Here is a 15,666-nt window from a genome sequence, read left to right as displayed (position 1 = left end):
CAGCGCTAGTCTTTGAGTCTAAATATTGCAAAATCTATCATAATGACAAGGTAAACTGTCATTAATCCAATTAACACACTAATAAGATGGAAATATTCTTCAAACTGAAGGGCGATAAGCACAGCCGCTGCGGCTGCTGCCAATCGGGAAAAGGTGCCAATACCTTTGGTAGAACGTTGTTCAGCTGCGGATTTGCCGAGCTGCTGGATCTTTCTTTGCATAAGCCATAGGTTGTGAAAGCCTATCACTGTTCCAAGGAGAAGTCCGAGGAAGATACGTGGATACGGAGTGAAAGCCGACCCAAGTACCAATAGCGCGAGAAGGTAAAGCATCCATTTGCGCTGACGGGTTATCATATATTCGTATTGTTGCATGCTTCGTTCCCCCGTAATGGTGTAGCTTAAGATAAGAGAAATGGATACTTCTTTATGTACCGGCTCCATTCAAGGCCAATTCAACCTATTGAACAATTGTCGGAACTTGTGGAAATCAGCTTGGTTTTGCCCTTCTACTCAGCAAGCTGAGCATAGCAACCGATTAAAGTGCAAAAAAATTTTGTCGATAACAGCAAAACCTTTTTCCTCCCACCAGACTTTGGCAGGATTTGTTACTAATCTTACAAGCTGTATGTGTTTAAAACAAGGAAAAAGCTTGTCTTGATACCAAGCTTATGAAACCCTTACCATTCCACACTTGATTAGCATACAATAGGGGTAGTACAATGTCAATCGGTTTCAAAGAGAAAGTAGAATTTGGAAAACCTTCCACGAAAAAACTTCTTAACTGTACACTCCCCTCTATTATATAAGAAAGAAAACAGGCGAAAAAGCGACAAATCTGTGACAATTCATTAGCAACCCGAAAGTTTCGAAAGCCAACTAGTTGGACCGGGATTAACGGGGCGGTCCTCAGGAGCACTTTGCGGGATGTTGGGGACAGTCCCCATGTAGCATAAAATCCCTTAGTTGGACTGTAGTTGGGGACTGACCCCAAAACGGCAGCTTGGCTGGTTTATGGCAAGATTAGGGACACACCTTGAAAGATAAAAAGCTTATTATAGCGGGCTTCTTATCATTCAAGGTGTGTATTTCTGCTGTTTCGGGGACAGTCCCCCACCCCGGGTGGGAGATGGCTGATGACCGCTCGGGGGACTGTCCCCGGTATTGTTCTGGTGTTTTCCATTTATTCGATTTGGAGGGTGGTTGGATAATTGTATTGGTGGTCTTTGTCGGTTCGGATGATAATGTTGGCAAGGTATTGGCCTTGTTTTCCGATTTTCCGTTTATCCATTACCCCTTCCACCAATCCGGAGGGCTGATCCTTCAATTCCAATATAGTCCGGTCAAACCGGAGCGTTGCCGGGTTATATAAATCGATGGTCAATTCTTCGGCTCCTTCCGGAAGATACATGCGGTACTGGTATTGATCATCGGAAAATGCTTTTAAAGCAAATTCTATCCCCATCGCCTTCGGATATGCTGCTTCCTTTATAAGAAACAAATATGGTAATGAATAGGTTTCTTTTTCCCGGTGTAGCTTCAGCCATCCTTGATGGATTCCGTCCTCAAGCAGTGAACTGGTTACGGTTAATTTGATCGGGATTATTTTCTTTTCTCCTGGTCCGACTTTTACAGGGGCTGGCAGTTCCCACCTTAAGCCACGTTGTTGCTTAGGAAGATCGAATCGGAATTCCTGCGGCTTATCGGAGATGTTTTCCACTTCTAAATCATAGGTGGCTGTTTGCTTCCGATCGGTGATTTTACCGTATGACAGCAGGGGATTGTATAACAGGATATCCGTATTAATTGCAGCATCGATCCTCATTCGACCCATGCCCTGTTCAATTGGCTCGTACCGGTTGCCCCTCTCATCGCTAACAGGCAAAGCTGTCGTCAACAGCGCTCCTTTCAGTTGTTCAGGACTCCAATCAGGATGGGCCTGTTTTACTAAAGCAAGGCCACCAGCGACATGAGGGGCAGCCATACTCGTTCCTTGAAGTTCCTGGTAACCCCCTGGCACCGTACTCTTAATTGCCGCACCGGGCGCTACGATTTCCGGTTTGATTTCCCAGTTAACCGTAACTGGCCCCCTCGAACTGAAGGCCGCCATCAAATCCTGCTGTTTTTCATAATTTGTTTCCAGCCAGGATTCCCGTGAGGCTGCATTGCGGAGGAGCCACTGTCCATCCGCTTTGGAAACGGCCGCCACCGGAATGTGGATTGGTTCCCTTCCATCATCAATCGAGCCTTGAAAGCTTCCTTTTTCATTGTTATAAATCACAACTGCTTCAGCCCCTGCTTTTTCCGCAGCACGAGCCTTTTCGGCGAAAGGGACTGTCCCCCGCTCGGTGAGCACGATGCTTCCCCTGGCATCCTCAATATCCCCACTCTCCATGCGTCTGTGCACAATTGGATATTTCTTATCCAGTTCCCAGGGGACTGACCCCATTAATAATCCCAAATCGATTTTCTTATCATGGAGCTGGTCATAAAGGGAGGGGGAGGTCATAGGCGGAGTGGATGCACCGACCGAAATAGCTTTGTCTGCAGTGGCAGGCGATCCCACTGTCCAGTTCTCAGGCCCTTCGTTTCCATTTGCCACGACGACCGATACGCCTTTTTCAATAGCGCGATTCACCGCAGCACTTGTCGGCCAGTCCGGCCCGTTCACCGAGCTGCCAAGCGACATATTAATTACATCCATTCCGTCCTTCACGGCTCTTTCCAATGCGGCTATCACCTGGACAGAGGTCCCCATGCCGCCCGGTCCAAGGGCACGATATCCATATAGTTCCGCATCCGGTGCTACTCCAGACATTTGACCATTCGCGGCAATAATACCTGCCACATGGCTGCCATGCAGCGTCGGCATTCCTTGTTCCTCTTTTGTTTCCATCGGGTCATCATCCAAGTCGACAACATCAAATCCGCCTTTATAGCTTGCAGCCAGGTCAGGATGTGTATAATCGATGCCTGTATCGATCACTCCTATCTTTATGCCTTTTCCGGTATACTTGCTGCCTGCTTCCGAATCAAAGAAAGAACCTTTTTTTAAAAAATCGACACTACTTTCCGCAGTGACTTGATAGGTTTGCACCGGATAGCTTTTTCGGACGAATTTTTCGGTCTCGACTTTTTGCAGCTGGTGTGTTTTTCCACGAACAGCCAAGCCTGTAAAAAGGGTATCGTACACTTGCAGCACTTCGATAAATGGATGATATTTTTCTATGTATTCCTTGTATTGATGTGGGTCGCCTTCCACCTCGACGATTAGGGACTCGGCTTCTTCTGTTGCCGCCAAGGGTTTAGAAGAGGAGATGAATGTGAGGAATATACTGAGGATGAGCAAATATGTGAAATGTTTAACCATGACTAACCCTCCTCTTTTCCCGATAGTATGGGTTGGTAACGGGAGAATCATGCATAAAGAACTTTGCTCCGAAACAGACGGGCAGCTGCTCCAGAATCGTATCTGCCAGCTGTTCACGCTCTATTTATTGGCATTTCCCGCTGACGGATAAAAAACAAAAAAACATCAGCATCATCGAATCGATACTGATGTTTTCTTCTAGGTTCCTTCACATTATGAACCCCATGTTTAAACTCGGAAAGAAGCTGGCCGTTCGTTTGTCTGGCCAAAATAATAACGGATTGCTTCCGCTATTCTGGCTGAAGCCTGTCCGTCTCCATACGGATTCGAAGCTTTAGCCATTGCCGCATGGGCATTTTCGTCTGATAACAGTTCATTAGCCAGGCGGAAGATGTTATCCTCGTCCGTTCCTGCGAGCTTCAACGTACCTGCATCGATACCTTCCGGGCGCTCTGTGGTATCACGCAGGACAAGTACTGGAACACCCAAAGAAGGGGCTTCTTCCTGAACACCACCGGAATCGGTCAAAATCAAGTGAGCATTAGCCGCAAAATTATGAAAATCAACTACTCCGAGAGGTTCAATCAGCTTCACCCGTTCGTCATTACCGAGAATCTCTACAGCAGTTTCCCGGACAACCGGATTTAAATGAACCGGGTAAACGACCTGAATGTCATCATGCTCTTCGACAAGTCGCTTTATTGCCCGAAACATTTGCTGCATATTGTTCCCCAGGTTTTCCCTCCGATGTGCAGTCAACAGGACTAACCTTTTACCATCAAGCTCATCAAGTGTCGGGCTCGTATAATCAGCTGCTACCGTCGTTTTCAACGCATCGATCGCTGTATTACCAGTGACGAAAACCTTATCTGTCGGTTTGTTTTCGTCCAACAGGTTTTGTTTCGCCTGATCTGTCGGAGAAAAATGCAAGTCAGCCATGACACCTGTCAGCTGCCTGTTGATTTCCTCCGGATATGGGGAGTATTTATTCCACGTCCGCAGACCTGCCTCCACATGACCCACAGCCGTTTGATTATAATAAGCTGCCAAAGAAGCTGCGAAAGTTGTGGTCGTATCGCCATGGACTAAGACAATATCAGGGTTGGCCTGCTTGATCACATCATCCAGTCCTTCAAGCGCTCTGGTAGTAATTTGAGCAAGCGTCTGTCTTGATTTCATGATGTTCAAATCGAAATCCGGAGTAATACCGAAAATATCAAGAACCTGGTCAAGCATCTCCCTATGCTGGGCTGTCACTGTGACAATGGTTTCGAATTGTTCAGGACGTTTGTTCAGTTCCAGAACTAACGGCGCCATTTTAATCGCTTCCGGCCGGGTTCCGAAAATCGTCATTACCTTGATCGGTTTCCTCATGGTCGTCCCCCTTACCTTTTGCGTTTTATTTTGTTCCAAACAAACGATCGCCGGCATCCCCGAGTCCTGGGACAATGTAGCCTTTTTCATCTAACTTTTCATCCAATGAAGCCAAATAAACATCGACGTCAGGGTGTTCGTTTTTGATGACTTCCACACCTTCTGGAGCAGCAATCAAGCACATCAATTTGATATTCTTTGCACCGCGCTTTTTCAAGGAGTGAATCGCATCGTTAGCGGAACCACCGGTGGCTAGCATCGGATCGATGACAATCAGTTCACGCTCTTCAATATCGGATGGCAGCTTGATATAATATTCTACTGGCTTTAATGTTTCCGGATCCCGATAAAGTCCGACGTGACCGACTTTTGCTGCGGGAATCAAACGTAGAATCCCGTCAACCATTCCCAGTCCAGCACGCAGGATTGGAACAAGGCCAATTTTCTTTCCGCTCAATGTTTTTGCCTTTGCCTTGGTTACAGGAGTATCAATCGTAATTTCTTCTACAGGCAGATCTCGAGTGATTTCAAATGCCATCAACCCGGCAACTTCATCTACCAACTCGCGAAATTCCTTTGTCCCTGTGCTCTTCTTACGTATGTAAGTTAATTTGTGTTGAATCAATGGATGATCCAGTACATAAACATTTCCCACGTTCCGATCACTCCTTTTGTATTTTTACATCCTTAAAATTGTACTGAAAAAAAAGCCTGCTTTCAAGGGAACATGTCAAACAGTGTCGAAGTTTTTCCGAATTCTTAACAAAACCCGCCAATGGAATTCAGACCTGCAGAGTATGTTTCAACCTTCATCCTTCCCGATGCTAAGCAAAAACCATCACCATAAAAGGGGTGATGGTTTCCTTATTGTTGCGCATCTTTTTCATGAACAACTTCTAATATTTTCCGTTTGATTTCAAGTCTGCAGTCAGCTGACAGCGGATCCTGTCTTGGATCAATATGACGTCCGCGTACCAAAAATCCGTCATACGAAAACAAGTCATTAAATTCCCGATTTTGTTCAGCGTCATACCCTTTAATGTGTAAATTGTATCCTTCAGCTGTTTCGATTACTCCACCTATCGATACAATGTTTTTGTTATTCATGCGGAACCCTCCTAAAACGGGTATACCCAAAATCGTCCCTTTCTAAAAGTAATTTTCTCAAGAGATTATTGGGCAGTAGAACGATAAGTACGTTGTTACAATCCCATTCGAGAAGAGCTCCATGAAGAATGATTTTTTTTAACTTTTACCGGTATGGGCAAGGGAAATGCCGGTAAGCAGTAATACAGCAAACCCCCTTGCCGCCGGGCAGGGGGTGCTCGCTAACATTATTGATATAACGGAAACTTTCCAGTCAATGCTTTTACTCGATCCTTGGCTTCTTGTAGTTTCGCTTCATCGTCATGATGCTTCAGCGTGAAAGCAATGATGGAAGCTAGTTCATCCATTTCTTCTAGCCCGAAGCCGCGGGTTGTCACAGCAGCTGTACCAATCCGGATTCCAGAAGTCACAAACGGACTTTCCGGATCGAAAGGAATGGTATTCTTATTAGTCGTCAATCCAACGTTATCCAGTGCTTCCTCTGCAACTTTTCCGGTCAATTCCAGTCCGCGGACATCCAATAACAACAAATGATTGTCCGTACCTCCGGAAACAATGCGGATTCCTTCCTTTACCAATGCTTCACCCAGCCTCTTGGCGTTATCGATAATCTGCTGAGAATACGTTTTGAAATCATCCTGTAGCGCTTCTTTGAATGCCATCGCTTTTGCCGCAATAACATGCATCAATGGACCGCCTTGCATTCCCGGGAATACGGATTTATCGATTTTTTTGGCGTATTCTTCCTTGCAAAGAATCATGCCTCCGCGTGGACCGCGCAAGGTTTTATGGGTGGTTGTAGTTACAAAATCAGCATACGGAACAGGATTAGGGTGAAGTCCGGTAGCAACTAGTCCCGCAATGTGCGCCATATCGACCATTAAATAAGCGCCTACTTCATCCGCAATTTCACGGAACTTCTTAAAATCGATCGTTCTGGAATAAGCACTTGCACCTGCCACGATTAATTTCGGCTGTAATTCTTTCGCTTGAGCCAGGACACTTTCGTAATCAATCTGTTCTGTTTCTTTGTCCACACCGTATTCTTCGAAGTTATAAAGCTTCCCGCTGAAATTGACAGGGCTGCCGTGTGTGAGGTGTCCGCCATGGCTAAGATTCATTCCCAGTACCGTGTCTCCGATTTCCAAAACGGAGAAGTAAACCGCCATATTGGCCTGTGCTCCGGAATGGGGCTGAACATTCACATGGTCGGCACCAAATAGCTGCTTGGCGCGGTCCCTTGCCAGGTTTTCTGCCACGTCGACATATTCACAACCGCCATAATAGCGACGGCCCGGGTATCCTTCCGCATATTTATTGGTCAGAACAGATCCTTGTGCTTCCATCACTGCTTCGGAAACAAAGTTTTCGGATGCAATTAATTCAATCTTGTCGTTCTGCCTATTTCTTTCCTTTTCAATTGCCTGAAAAAGCTCTTGGTCATTTTGCTTCACATGTTCCATTGCCGTATTCCCCCTTGATTTATAAAAATTTGTTGAATATTGAATAAAAGCCAGGGCCAGAATGCTGAACCAATCAGGCATCAGGAAAGCTAAAAAACCCCTTCTGTCCTTACCCTCTTCAGCAAATGCTGAAATGCACTGATCCGTTTGCCATGTCAATCCGACCGCCAGCCGATCACTACAATCTATCAAATAGTAACATTAATCAGTCGCAGAATACACCTGAATCATCTTGCGGATAAACTGCCCGCTCTCCGCCGATTAATTTCGGTCGGGTCCGCGCCATATTCACCCTTGCATTGCCGGCAGTTCTTTGCTTGAATCGCAAGGGAACCGCTACCCTGCGTAAATGCATGCCTATCATCGTTTCTCCGATATCGAGGCCTGCATCGGCAGAAACCGTTTCGGCAAGTACGGGCTGTTCCATTCGCTTGTATGCATAAGCTGCCATGGATCCTCCCGCTTTAGGGACGGGTACCGCCGTCACTTGCTGGTAGCCACGCTGAATAAGTGTGGACTGTTCCATGACAAGGGAACGATTCAAATGCTCGCAGCATTGAATGGCCAACTGCACACCGGAGCCCTGCTGCAGCCGCTGAAGCTCTTTAAATATGACCGCGGCCACCTCTTCACTCCCGGCGGTGCCAATCCGCTCTCCGGCAACCTCGCTCGTGGAACAGCCGACCACAAATAACTGTCCGCTGCGCAAATAACCAGAGGCCAGCCACTCGTCAACTATAGCACCCATTTCCTGTTTCAACTGCTCCAACATCTCGCTTCAAGCCTCCTGTCTGAATAAGCAGTCAGGGTATGTCCCTGCTGTTTTAGTATCCTATTAACTTAAAGCTCTCCATTTGTTTCATATCCACTGATTTTTCCAATTCTGTCAGCATGACGTCCCGCCTGAAAATCTGTCCCCAGCCAGGTTTTGACGATTTCCCTTGCCAGTCCGGGGCCGATCACCCGCTCTCCCATTGCAATCATATTCGAATCATTGTGTTCCCTTGTTGCCTTGGCACTGAACACATCGTGAACAAGCGCTGCACGGATGCCCTTTACTTTATTAGCCGAGATGGACATGCCGATTCCAGTGCCGCAAATGAGGATACCTTTGTCGAATTCCCCGCTGGCAACCCGTTCAGCAGCAGGGATCCCATAATCCGGGTAATCGACAGAGCCTTCGCAGTCGCAGCCGATATCTTCGTATTCTATTTGCATTTCTTCTAGAAGTGAGCCGATTTCCTTACGCAGACTTACTCCCCCGTGATCAGAGGCTAAAATCACTTTCATCTTTTACGCTCCCTTTTCCAATTTAGTATTCAATTGTTCCGGTTGCTCGAGAGGGACAACTTCTTCTTCTTTTATTTTGAACTGATAGAATTCTTTTTTCAATACTTGAACTTGATTTCCTAAGATGCAGCAAGATTTCTCACTTTTTCTTCCTTCCCGGGCGTTTTTCAAGCCCGGTCACGTTTTCCAAGGAATTTTCCTGTTCCTCAGCCAATGATTGAATTCCTGATACAAGGTTATGTATGAGGTTTTACTTTCACTAAGCTTGGCGATCAAGTCCTGTGAATTTTTCCGGGATTGGCTGGCTTTATCCTTGACTGCTGAGCCAAAGGAATAGAGGCATCACTTGATTCGGCAAGGGGAGCAGCCGGATTTCCGCAATCCGGCTTCCCGTTACAGCACCATATTTACGCTTCTTTATCTATTGTCTATCTTTTTGGCGAGCAGTTCAACATACTTTTCGATTTCCTGCAAAGTTTCTTGATAGGTGTCCAAATTCCCGCCAAAAGGGTCGGAAATGTCGAAGTCCGGCAGATTCGCTTCCAACTGCTGTATTTGCATAATTTCTTGTCTTAAATGGTGATGGAGCTCTGCATCAAGTTTGTGCGGATCCATGGTTTTTCCCTTCTCTTTCATAAACTTTGCCCGTTTTTCCTCCAGATCGGCATAAGCTTTTTTAAGCTGGTTCCATGTATCCTCATCCCCTTCCAGAACGTACTCCTTCAAGGTATATAGTTTTTCACTGAACGATGGATATTGCATGGCAAGGGATTGTTTGTGCTGGGATGTCATCGTCAATACCAAGTCCGCCCAGTTTAACAGTTGAACGGTAACTGGTTGTGACTTGTGATCGAGATGGAGGTTCTTTTTTCCCAATACCTCCAGCGTGCTTCTGGATGCCTGCTGTCCAGGTCCGGCAAAAATCCCAGCAGACTGAACCTCAGAGCCGGGTAGCTTGTCCCGAAGCAAAGCTTCTGCCATCGGACTTCTGCAAGTATTCCCCGTACAAACAAACAATATCTTCATTATATTTACCCTCCAAATTTTAAGGACCAGGCGCTTCCGACAGCCGTCCTTTCCTTTTCACTAATAATTTCATACTTTATATGGCTCCATTATATCATTTAGCACGCCAATCCTTATGAAAAACTTCCTGTGCATAAAACGCCATTTTGGATGGATTGACAAAAAACCTACAGGAATTGTCAAAAGAGGCCATGTTTTCCACGATTCCGATGATTTCGTGCTCCGGGGCTTATTACAGCCACCACTACAAATAGCCATTTCCACCTGCAGCTTCACAGGGGACGTGATTTTCATAAATAGAAATAAAAAACTGCCTGCCATTTTATCGACAGACAGCCCGCTTCGTTCCGCTAGCCAAAAATAATTCTCAATCCGAAGGCACACAAGATGCTTCCACCCAGCAATTCACTGTAAACGCCGATCAATCCTCTTGCTTTCCTGCCAAGCAGTAAGCCCGACCATGTCAGAACGGCACTGAACCATCCAAACAGGACAATGGCCAGAACCGTACGGACTCCGGACATTCCCAGGCTCAACCCCACGGAAAAACTATCCAGACTGACGCTTATTGAAAATAAGATAAGTCCCAAACCAATCGGCCTGATCAATTTTTTATCATCCCGGTTAAAAGAAGCTAACAGCATTTGCACACCGAGCGCAAATAACAGCAGTCCGCTTCCCAAAATCGCAAATCCCTCGATTTTAGTAGAAATGAATCTGCCTAATGCAATTCCCAGAAACGGCATCAGCATATGAAACAAGCCGACTGACACACCAACAATAAAAATGCGCTTCAGCCTCAGTGCCTGCATCCCCATCCCCAGACCAACAGAGAATGCATCCATCCCCAAAGCCGCAGCCATAAAAATCAATGAAATATACTCGCCAATATTCACCCCACCCATCCTGCCAACCCCTCTCCGGACATGCTATTTCACTATATGCCAAGGAGACAAGTTATATAACCAGGAACTGGATTCGGGGGTGGACCACAGAGGGGACACCACAGAGGGGACACCACAGAGGGGACAGTCCCCAAACGAACCATAAAGACCGCTGGAAACGGTTCTGGGGACTGACCCCAAAAGCGCTGTTTTTCCCTGCTGACCTTGGTCAGGGGACTGTCCCTTCAAGGGTCAAACCTTTTGATGACGGGGTTTTACGAGTAAAACGCGCAGAGTGAACCGATTTCGGGGACTGTCCCCTCACGCCGTGGTGGAATGCCCTCCTGGGGTGTAAGGGACTGTCCCCGGTCTTTCTGTTTTTTAGAACTGGTTGATTTTTTTGGTTGCCGCTTTATGGAGGCGGTTCATGATTGCCTGGCCGACACCTGTTTCCGGGAAGGTTTCGCACAGGATGATATCTACATCCGATTTTTTGAACGAGCGCAGGGCATCGTACAAGTGAGCCGCCACCTCATGCAAATTATCCCTTGATCCACATCTATTTATTGCGCCTATTTCCAATTGATCTGCCAGTTCTTCACTGGCAATTACCCCGACTTTGTTTCCGGCTTGTTGCAAGGTATCTATCTGTGCCTGCATAAAAGCCTGGTCGCCGTTGACCAGCCACATCGGAGCTTCCGGTGCATAGTGGGTATATTTCATCCCCGGCGCCCGTGGTTTCTCCACTGCCTTGTTCTCTGGAAGTTCTTCTCCCTGAACGGCCAGTGCCGGATCGACCATGACACTTCCAACCACTTCTTCCAGCTGCTCTCTGGTCACGCCGCCAGGACGCAAAATAATCGGAACTTCTCCGGTACAATCTACCACGGTTGATTCAACCCCAACCCCAGTCGGCCCTCCATCCAGCAGTCCGGCAATCCTGCCTTGCAAATCCTCGTAGACATGTGCCGCTGTAGTTGGACTCGGCCGTCCTGACTTATTGGCACTTGGCGCAGCCAAGGGTAGCCGACAAGCACGAAGAAGCGCTTGAGCTACCGGATGATCAGGAATTCGCACGCCTACCGAAGACAATCCAGCTGTTACATTTTCAGCAATCGTACCATTGCTTTTCAAAATTACTGTCAACGGACCAGGAGTAAAGGCTGCTAACAGTTTTTTAGCCATTTCCGGTACTTCGGCAACATACGCATCGATTTGATTCCGCTCCGCTAAATGGACGATTAATGGATTGTCAGCCGGGCGTCCCTTCGCCTCAAATATTCGAGCCACGGCGTCTGCTTCTTTAGCATTAGCTCCTAATCCATATACTGTTTCTGTCGGAAAAGCAACGACCTGGTTTTGCACCAGCAATGCCGCCGCTTCCTTGATAGATCGCTCTGTCTCGCTAGTAATTTGGTCTATTTTCCATACCTTTGTATCCGTCACGATTACTAACTCCTTTAATTAATCAAACGTTTGTTTAACCGTATTATTCGCTGCCCGATTCTTTATCAACAACTTATCCACATTATGAAATTTTTCTGGCAATTCCGCAAGTTGTTGTGCATAACTTTCCCAATCGCGGCAAAAAACAATACAATCCCTGCCGGAGTATGGCTGTAAAGGGATTGCAAATTTGATTTTCTATCGATAAAACAGGGATATTTTACCTATTAACAAAGCATACACGAAGAAACAACTCAAACGAATGGCCTATTTTTCTAGTTATCCACCAATCTCCACAATTTATCAACAGTTTCTATCAACAATTGTGAATAACCTCTGTTATAGCACAGCGATTGTGCATAATTCTCCGATTTATCCCCAACTCAACGGAAGAACGACAGAAGGCTTCAACGCCCCTCCGCCCGAGTAACTTCTTTCCCCAACCTACGCTTCCACCATTGTCCTTTTGGCAGCTCATGCCCTTCAGCAAATGAAGGAAAATCAGCGCGTTCAAACTGTACTAGTTCAAGCAAAGTATCCAGGGCAGACTGATGGCTGAATATATAAATACAGTCTGCCTCTCTTTCTGCAGCTAGTGTCATCGATGCCTCCAAAACCGTCCAAGGAAAAGAGGAAGGGACTCCTTCTTTAATATAAAGGCTTTTTAGCCAAAAGGTCTGTCCTTCCACAGGAAGCAACGAAAAAAACGCTTTGCACTCCCCCTGGACTTCTAACAAGAAACCATTCTCCTTCAACTTTTGTTTTCCTCGAAAAATGTCCCACGATCCACCAAAAAAACGCTGCAGTACCTGGTCATCCAACCGGTTTGTTTGAATCAGTTTCATCTAGCCACTCCCTATATTCCGATTTTCCTAGCCGGCTCTCCTTCTTGCGGAACCGCTGTTTGCTCTAGTCTATGAATGATAGAGGAGTGATATGATAGATTTATGTGAACCATTCTAATAAGAAAAACTTCACTTTTACTTCTTTTTCTTCCTTTTGTTCCGTTTCGTCCACATCTTCTTCAGGTTCTTGCTCTTCTGCAACAGTAGAGCCATTTGAAAAATCGAGAAAGCATAGAGGTGGAAACAAAACACACCACCAGTTAGCGCCCTTACCAGCTCCGAGCGTGATCAGGATGGCTTCGTATTCACCAGCCGGGTAAATATATGAACCATATACTTTATCCGGAAACTTCACCTTTTTTCCATACTCTACTTGATAGGTTTGCTCCGCTCCTTCTTCCTCCAAAACCTGCTGAACGGTTGATTCGATTTCCGGAAGCTTGTTTTGAATCACTTTCCTTGCTTCTCCTATATCTGCTATATCGCCGACCCATTCCGTGATATCCGCATTGACCCGATCGCGGATCAAATGTTTTAAGTCTTGATCCTTGTCACTGTCACTATTCGCCAAAATCCTTAGTCGGATTGCTTCGTCCGGGATAACTTGATAGCCGGAAGCATCCGTTTGTCCCAGTTCCCCAAGACCCTTTGTAGGAAAAATACCTAGTAATGCTAAAAATATAATCAAATAGATAAAATAATTGCGCACTGTTCCTGCCCCTTTCACTAACTGTATAGCTCCAGTATGGGCAGGGGAGGAAGCTTTTAAACTAACAATCTATTATTTTTGCTCTATTCCGCCGGTAACCTGGGCGAATACCATGCGGTTCTTGCCGTTGATATCTTTTCGTACTTCGACTAAGGATCCGGGAAATTTGCTCCGTATCAGGCAGGCAACCTGGTCTCCCTGCTGATGGCCGATTTCAAAAGCAAGCAGTCCCCGATCGGATAAAATAGAACCAGCCTGTTCGACTATTTGCCTGTAGGCAGCCAAGCCATCTCCATCAGCAAACAATGCCAATGACGGGTCGAAATTTTTGACCGTATCATCGAGAAACGCCGCTTCCGCACGGGCAATGTAAGGAGGATTGGAAACAATGATGTCCACAGCCTGCCGCTCTTCCAGGATGGGCTGTAAAAAATCTCCCTGCCTAAAAGTGACATTGGCTCCTAACCTGTCTGCGTTTTGCCGAGCCACCTGTAAAGCTTCTGCAGAAATATCTGTGGCAGCTACTTGCCATGTCGGCTTTTCCAGCTTTAAGGTGATGGCGATGATTCCACTTCCCGTTCCTGCATCTACCACTCGAAGCGGCTGGTTTGTTCCCAGTTTTTCTGCATATTCCATGACGCCGAGGACCAACTCTTCGGTTTCCGGGCGAGGAATCAAAACGTGTGGATCCACCATAAAATCCCTTCCGTAGAAAGACTCCTTCCCGGTTAAATGCTGGACAGGGATACCTGTGGCAGCATGTGCTTCGATGTCGGCCTTAAACCGTTCATCGGTTTCCTTTTCCAATACTTCACGCTGAGCGGCTAAAAACCCCGACCGCTCTAATCCTGTATGGTGTTGAAGCAAAATTTCTGCAACACGAGGCTCCCGGCGATGCTGCTCTAAAAAAAGAGAAGCCCAGCGTAGGGCTTCATTAATTGTACGTCGTTGTGCTGTCATATCATTCACCGATCTGTTCCAATTTTTTGGCTTGCTCTTCCATCAGCAAAGCATCGATGATTTCGCCGACTTTTCCTTCCAAAATCTGATCCAGCTTTTGGATAGTCAAACCGATGCGATGATCTGTCACCCGGTTTTGCGGGAAATTGTAGGTGCGGATCCGTTCCGAACGGTCTCCTGATCCAACTGCAGACTTTCTTGTTTCGTCATATTCTGCTTGTGCTTCCTGTTGGAATTTATCATAAATTCTAGCCCGCAAGACTTTCATGGCTTTTTCCTTGTTTTTGATCTGCGATTTCTCGTCCTGAATCGATACAACAATTCCTGTCGGCATATGCGTCAGACGTACCGCAGACATCGTTGTGTTAACACTCTGTCCGCCGGGCCCGCTGGATGCAAACGTATCGACACGGATGTCCTTATCATGAACGTCAACTTCCACTTCTTCCGCTTCCGGCATAACGACTACGGTCGCGGTAGATGTATGAATCCTGCCGCCTGACTCCGTTTCCGGAACACGCTGCACGCGGTGGGCGCCATTTTCAAACTTCAGCTTGGAATAAGCCCCTTCCCCATTGATCATGAAAATGATTTCCTTGTAGCCACCGACACCTGTCGTGTTGGCTTCCATGACATCAATTTTCCAGCCTTCCGATTCAGCAAACCGGGAATACATACGATACAGATCTCCTGCAAACAAAGCAGCCTCGTCGCCGCCGGCAGCACCGCGAATTTCCATGATAACGTTTTTGTCATCATTAGGGTCCTTAGGAAGAAGCAAGATGCGCAGCTCTTCTTCCAGCTCTTCCTTCCGCTTGGACAACTCGTTGATTTCCGACTTGACCATATCCTGCATCTCAGCGTCCTTTTCATCCTCCAGCATGGCTTTGGCATCATCCAGCTGGATGGTCACATCTTTATATTCACGGTATGCCTGGATGACATCCTCCAGGCCGGCTTGTTCTTTTGAATATTCACGTAATTTTTTTGTATCACTGATTACTTCAGGGTCACTGAGCAATTCATTCAATTTATCATAACGGTCTTCCAAGGATTGCAGTCTGTCTAACACTTCATCCACCTCTTTCTCCTTAACATTCTAATTATAGTACAGGAGAAAAACCCCGTCAAAAAAAGCTTGGCAGTAACAGACGAATTTTATGTAACATGGCAGAATCACCTGACTGCCTGGA

General features: G+C 46.5%; 15 protein-coding genes. All 15 read right to left on the bottom strand.

The features are described from left to right. Positions 1 to 5 precede the first annotated feature (5 nt). Positions 6 to 374: an ATP synthase subunit I gene (locus BN1067_RS06575; protein ID WP_053218094.1), complete on the bottom strand. Its 369-nt coding sequence runs from the start codon at positions 372 to 374 to the stop codon at positions 6 to 8. Between the two features lie 808 nt (positions 375 to 1,182). Continuing rightward, positions 1,183 to 3,369: a S8 family serine peptidase gene (locus BN1067_RS06570; RefSeq protein WP_053218093.1), complete on the bottom strand. Its 2,187-nt coding sequence runs from the start codon at positions 3,367 to 3,369 to the stop codon at positions 1,183 to 1,185. A gap of 228 nt (positions 3,370 to 3,597) precedes the next feature. Continuing rightward, complete coding sequence (wecB, locus tag BN1067_RS06565; RefSeq protein WP_053218092.1) at positions 3,598 to 4,743, bottom strand: non-hydrolyzing UDP-N-acetylglucosamine 2-epimerase; 1,146 nt, start codon at positions 4,741 to 4,743, stop codon at positions 3,598 to 3,600. Between the two features lie 25 nt (positions 4,744 to 4,768). Continuing rightward, on the bottom strand, positions 4,769 to 5,398 hold the full coding sequence (gene upp, locus BN1067_RS06560; RefSeq protein ID WP_053218091.1) for a uracil phosphoribosyltransferase: 630 nt from the start codon (positions 5,396 to 5,398) through the stop codon (positions 4,769 to 4,771). A gap of 209 nt (positions 5,399 to 5,607) precedes the next feature. Then, positions 5,608 to 5,850, bottom strand: a complete 243-nt coding sequence (locus BN1067_RS06555) for a hypothetical protein (RefSeq protein WP_053218090.1) — start codon at positions 5,848 to 5,850, stop codon at positions 5,608 to 5,610. Between the two features lie 227 nt (positions 5,851 to 6,077). After that, the gene (locus BN1067_RS06550; RefSeq protein WP_053218089.1) at positions 6,078 to 7,313 is read right to left on the bottom strand and encodes a serine hydroxymethyltransferase; all 1,236 of its coding nucleotides are present in this window, start codon (positions 7,311 to 7,313) and stop codon (positions 6,078 to 6,080) included. A 205-nt stretch (positions 7,314 to 7,518) separates the two neighbouring features. Then, the gene (locus BN1067_RS06545) at positions 7,519 to 8,085 is read right to left on the bottom strand and encodes a TIGR01440 family protein (RefSeq protein WP_053218088.1); all 567 of its coding nucleotides are present in this window, start codon (positions 8,083 to 8,085) and stop codon (positions 7,519 to 7,521) included. Positions 8,086 to 8,153: 68 nt separating this feature from the next. Continuing rightward, positions 8,154 to 8,603 carry a ribose 5-phosphate isomerase B gene (gene rpiB, locus BN1067_RS06540; RefSeq protein WP_053218087.1) on the bottom strand — a complete coding sequence of 150 codons (450 nt, stop codon included), beginning with the start codon at positions 8,601 to 8,603 and terminating at the stop codon, positions 8,154 to 8,156. Between the two features lie 417 nt (positions 8,604 to 9,020). Then, positions 9,021 to 9,629: a low molecular weight protein arginine phosphatase gene (locus BN1067_RS06535; protein ID WP_053218086.1), complete on the bottom strand. Its 609-nt coding sequence runs from the start codon at positions 9,627 to 9,629 to the stop codon at positions 9,021 to 9,023. A 350-nt stretch (positions 9,630 to 9,979) separates the two neighbouring features. Beyond that, complete coding sequence (locus BN1067_RS06530) at positions 9,980 to 10,534, bottom strand: manganese efflux pump MntP (RefSeq protein ID WP_053218085.1); 555 nt, start codon at positions 10,532 to 10,534, stop codon at positions 9,980 to 9,982. Between the two features lie 360 nt (positions 10,535 to 10,894). Next, on the bottom strand, positions 10,895 to 11,959 hold the full coding sequence (locus BN1067_RS06525) for an L-threonylcarbamoyladenylate synthase (RefSeq protein WP_053218084.1): 1,065 nt from the start codon (positions 11,957 to 11,959) through the stop codon (positions 10,895 to 10,897). Between the two features lie 407 nt (positions 11,960 to 12,366). Then, positions 12,367 to 12,804 (bottom strand): hypothetical protein, encoded by a 438-nt coding sequence (locus tag BN1067_RS06520; RefSeq protein ID WP_053218083.1) that lies wholly within the window; start codon positions 12,802 to 12,804, stop codon positions 12,367 to 12,369. Between the two features lie 100 nt (positions 12,805 to 12,904). Then, positions 12,905 to 13,513, bottom strand: a complete 609-nt coding sequence (gene spoIIR, locus BN1067_RS06515; protein ID WP_053218123.1) for a stage II sporulation protein R — start codon at positions 13,511 to 13,513, stop codon at positions 12,905 to 12,907. Positions 13,514 to 13,585: 72 nt separating this feature from the next. Further along, positions 13,586 to 14,473, bottom strand: a complete 888-nt coding sequence (gene prmC, locus BN1067_RS06510; RefSeq protein WP_053218082.1) for a peptide chain release factor N(5)-glutamine methyltransferase — start codon at positions 14,471 to 14,473, stop codon at positions 13,586 to 13,588. A 1-nt stretch (position 14,474) separates the two neighbouring features. After that, a complete protein-coding gene (gene prfA, locus BN1067_RS06505; RefSeq protein WP_053218122.1) occupies positions 14,475 to 15,545 on the bottom strand; it encodes a peptide chain release factor 1 in 1,071 nt (356 codons plus the stop codon). Positions 15,546 to 15,666: the final 121 nt, after the last annotated feature.

Origin of the sequence: Virgibacillus senegalensis, from assembly GCF_000821245.2 — a bacterium.
In the GTDB taxonomy this organism is placed as follows: Bacteria; Bacillota; Bacilli; order Bacillales; family Amphibacillaceae; genus Sediminibacillus; species Sediminibacillus senegalensis.
This window is presented reverse-complemented; position numbering and strand designations above follow the sequence as displayed.

Coding starts and splice junctions, on each gene's coding strand:
- prmC (WP_053218082.1), bottom strand. CDS start 14,473: ATGACAGCACAACGACGTACAATTAATGAAGCCCTACGCTGGGCTTCT.
- BN1067_RS06570 (WP_053218093.1), bottom strand. CDS start 3,369: ATGGTTAAACATTTCACATATTTGCTCATCCTCAGTATATTCCTCACA.
- BN1067_RS06555 (WP_053218090.1), bottom strand. CDS start 5,850: ATGAATAACAAAAACATTGTATCGATAGGTGGAGTAATCGAAACAGCT.
- wecB (WP_053218092.1), bottom strand. CDS start 4,743: ATGAGGAAACCGATCAAGGTAATGACGATTTTCGGAACCCGGCCGGAA.
- BN1067_RS06550 (WP_053218089.1), bottom strand. CDS start 7,313: ATGGAACATGTGAAGCAAAATGACCAAGAGCTTTTTCAGGCAATTGAA.
- BN1067_RS06535 (WP_053218086.1), bottom strand. CDS start 9,629: ATGAAGATATTGTTTGTTTGTACGGGGAATACTTGCAGAAGTCCGATG.
- BN1067_RS06530 (WP_053218085.1), bottom strand. CDS start 10,534: ATGGGTGGGGTGAATATTGGCGAGTATATTTCATTGATTTTTATGGCT.
- BN1067_RS06520 (WP_053218083.1), bottom strand. CDS start 12,804: ATGAAACTGATTCAAACAAACCGGTTGGATGACCAGGTACTGCAGCGT.
- BN1067_RS06545 (WP_053218088.1), bottom strand. CDS start 8,085: ATGTTGGAGCAGTTGAAACAGGAAATGGGTGCTATAGTTGACGAGTGG.
- rpiB (WP_053218087.1), bottom strand. CDS start 8,603: ATGAAAGTGATTTTAGCCTCTGATCACGGGGGAGTAAGTCTGCGTAAG.
- BN1067_RS06575 (WP_053218094.1), bottom strand. CDS start 374: ATGCAACAATACGAATATATGATAACCCGTCAGCGCAAATGGATGCTT.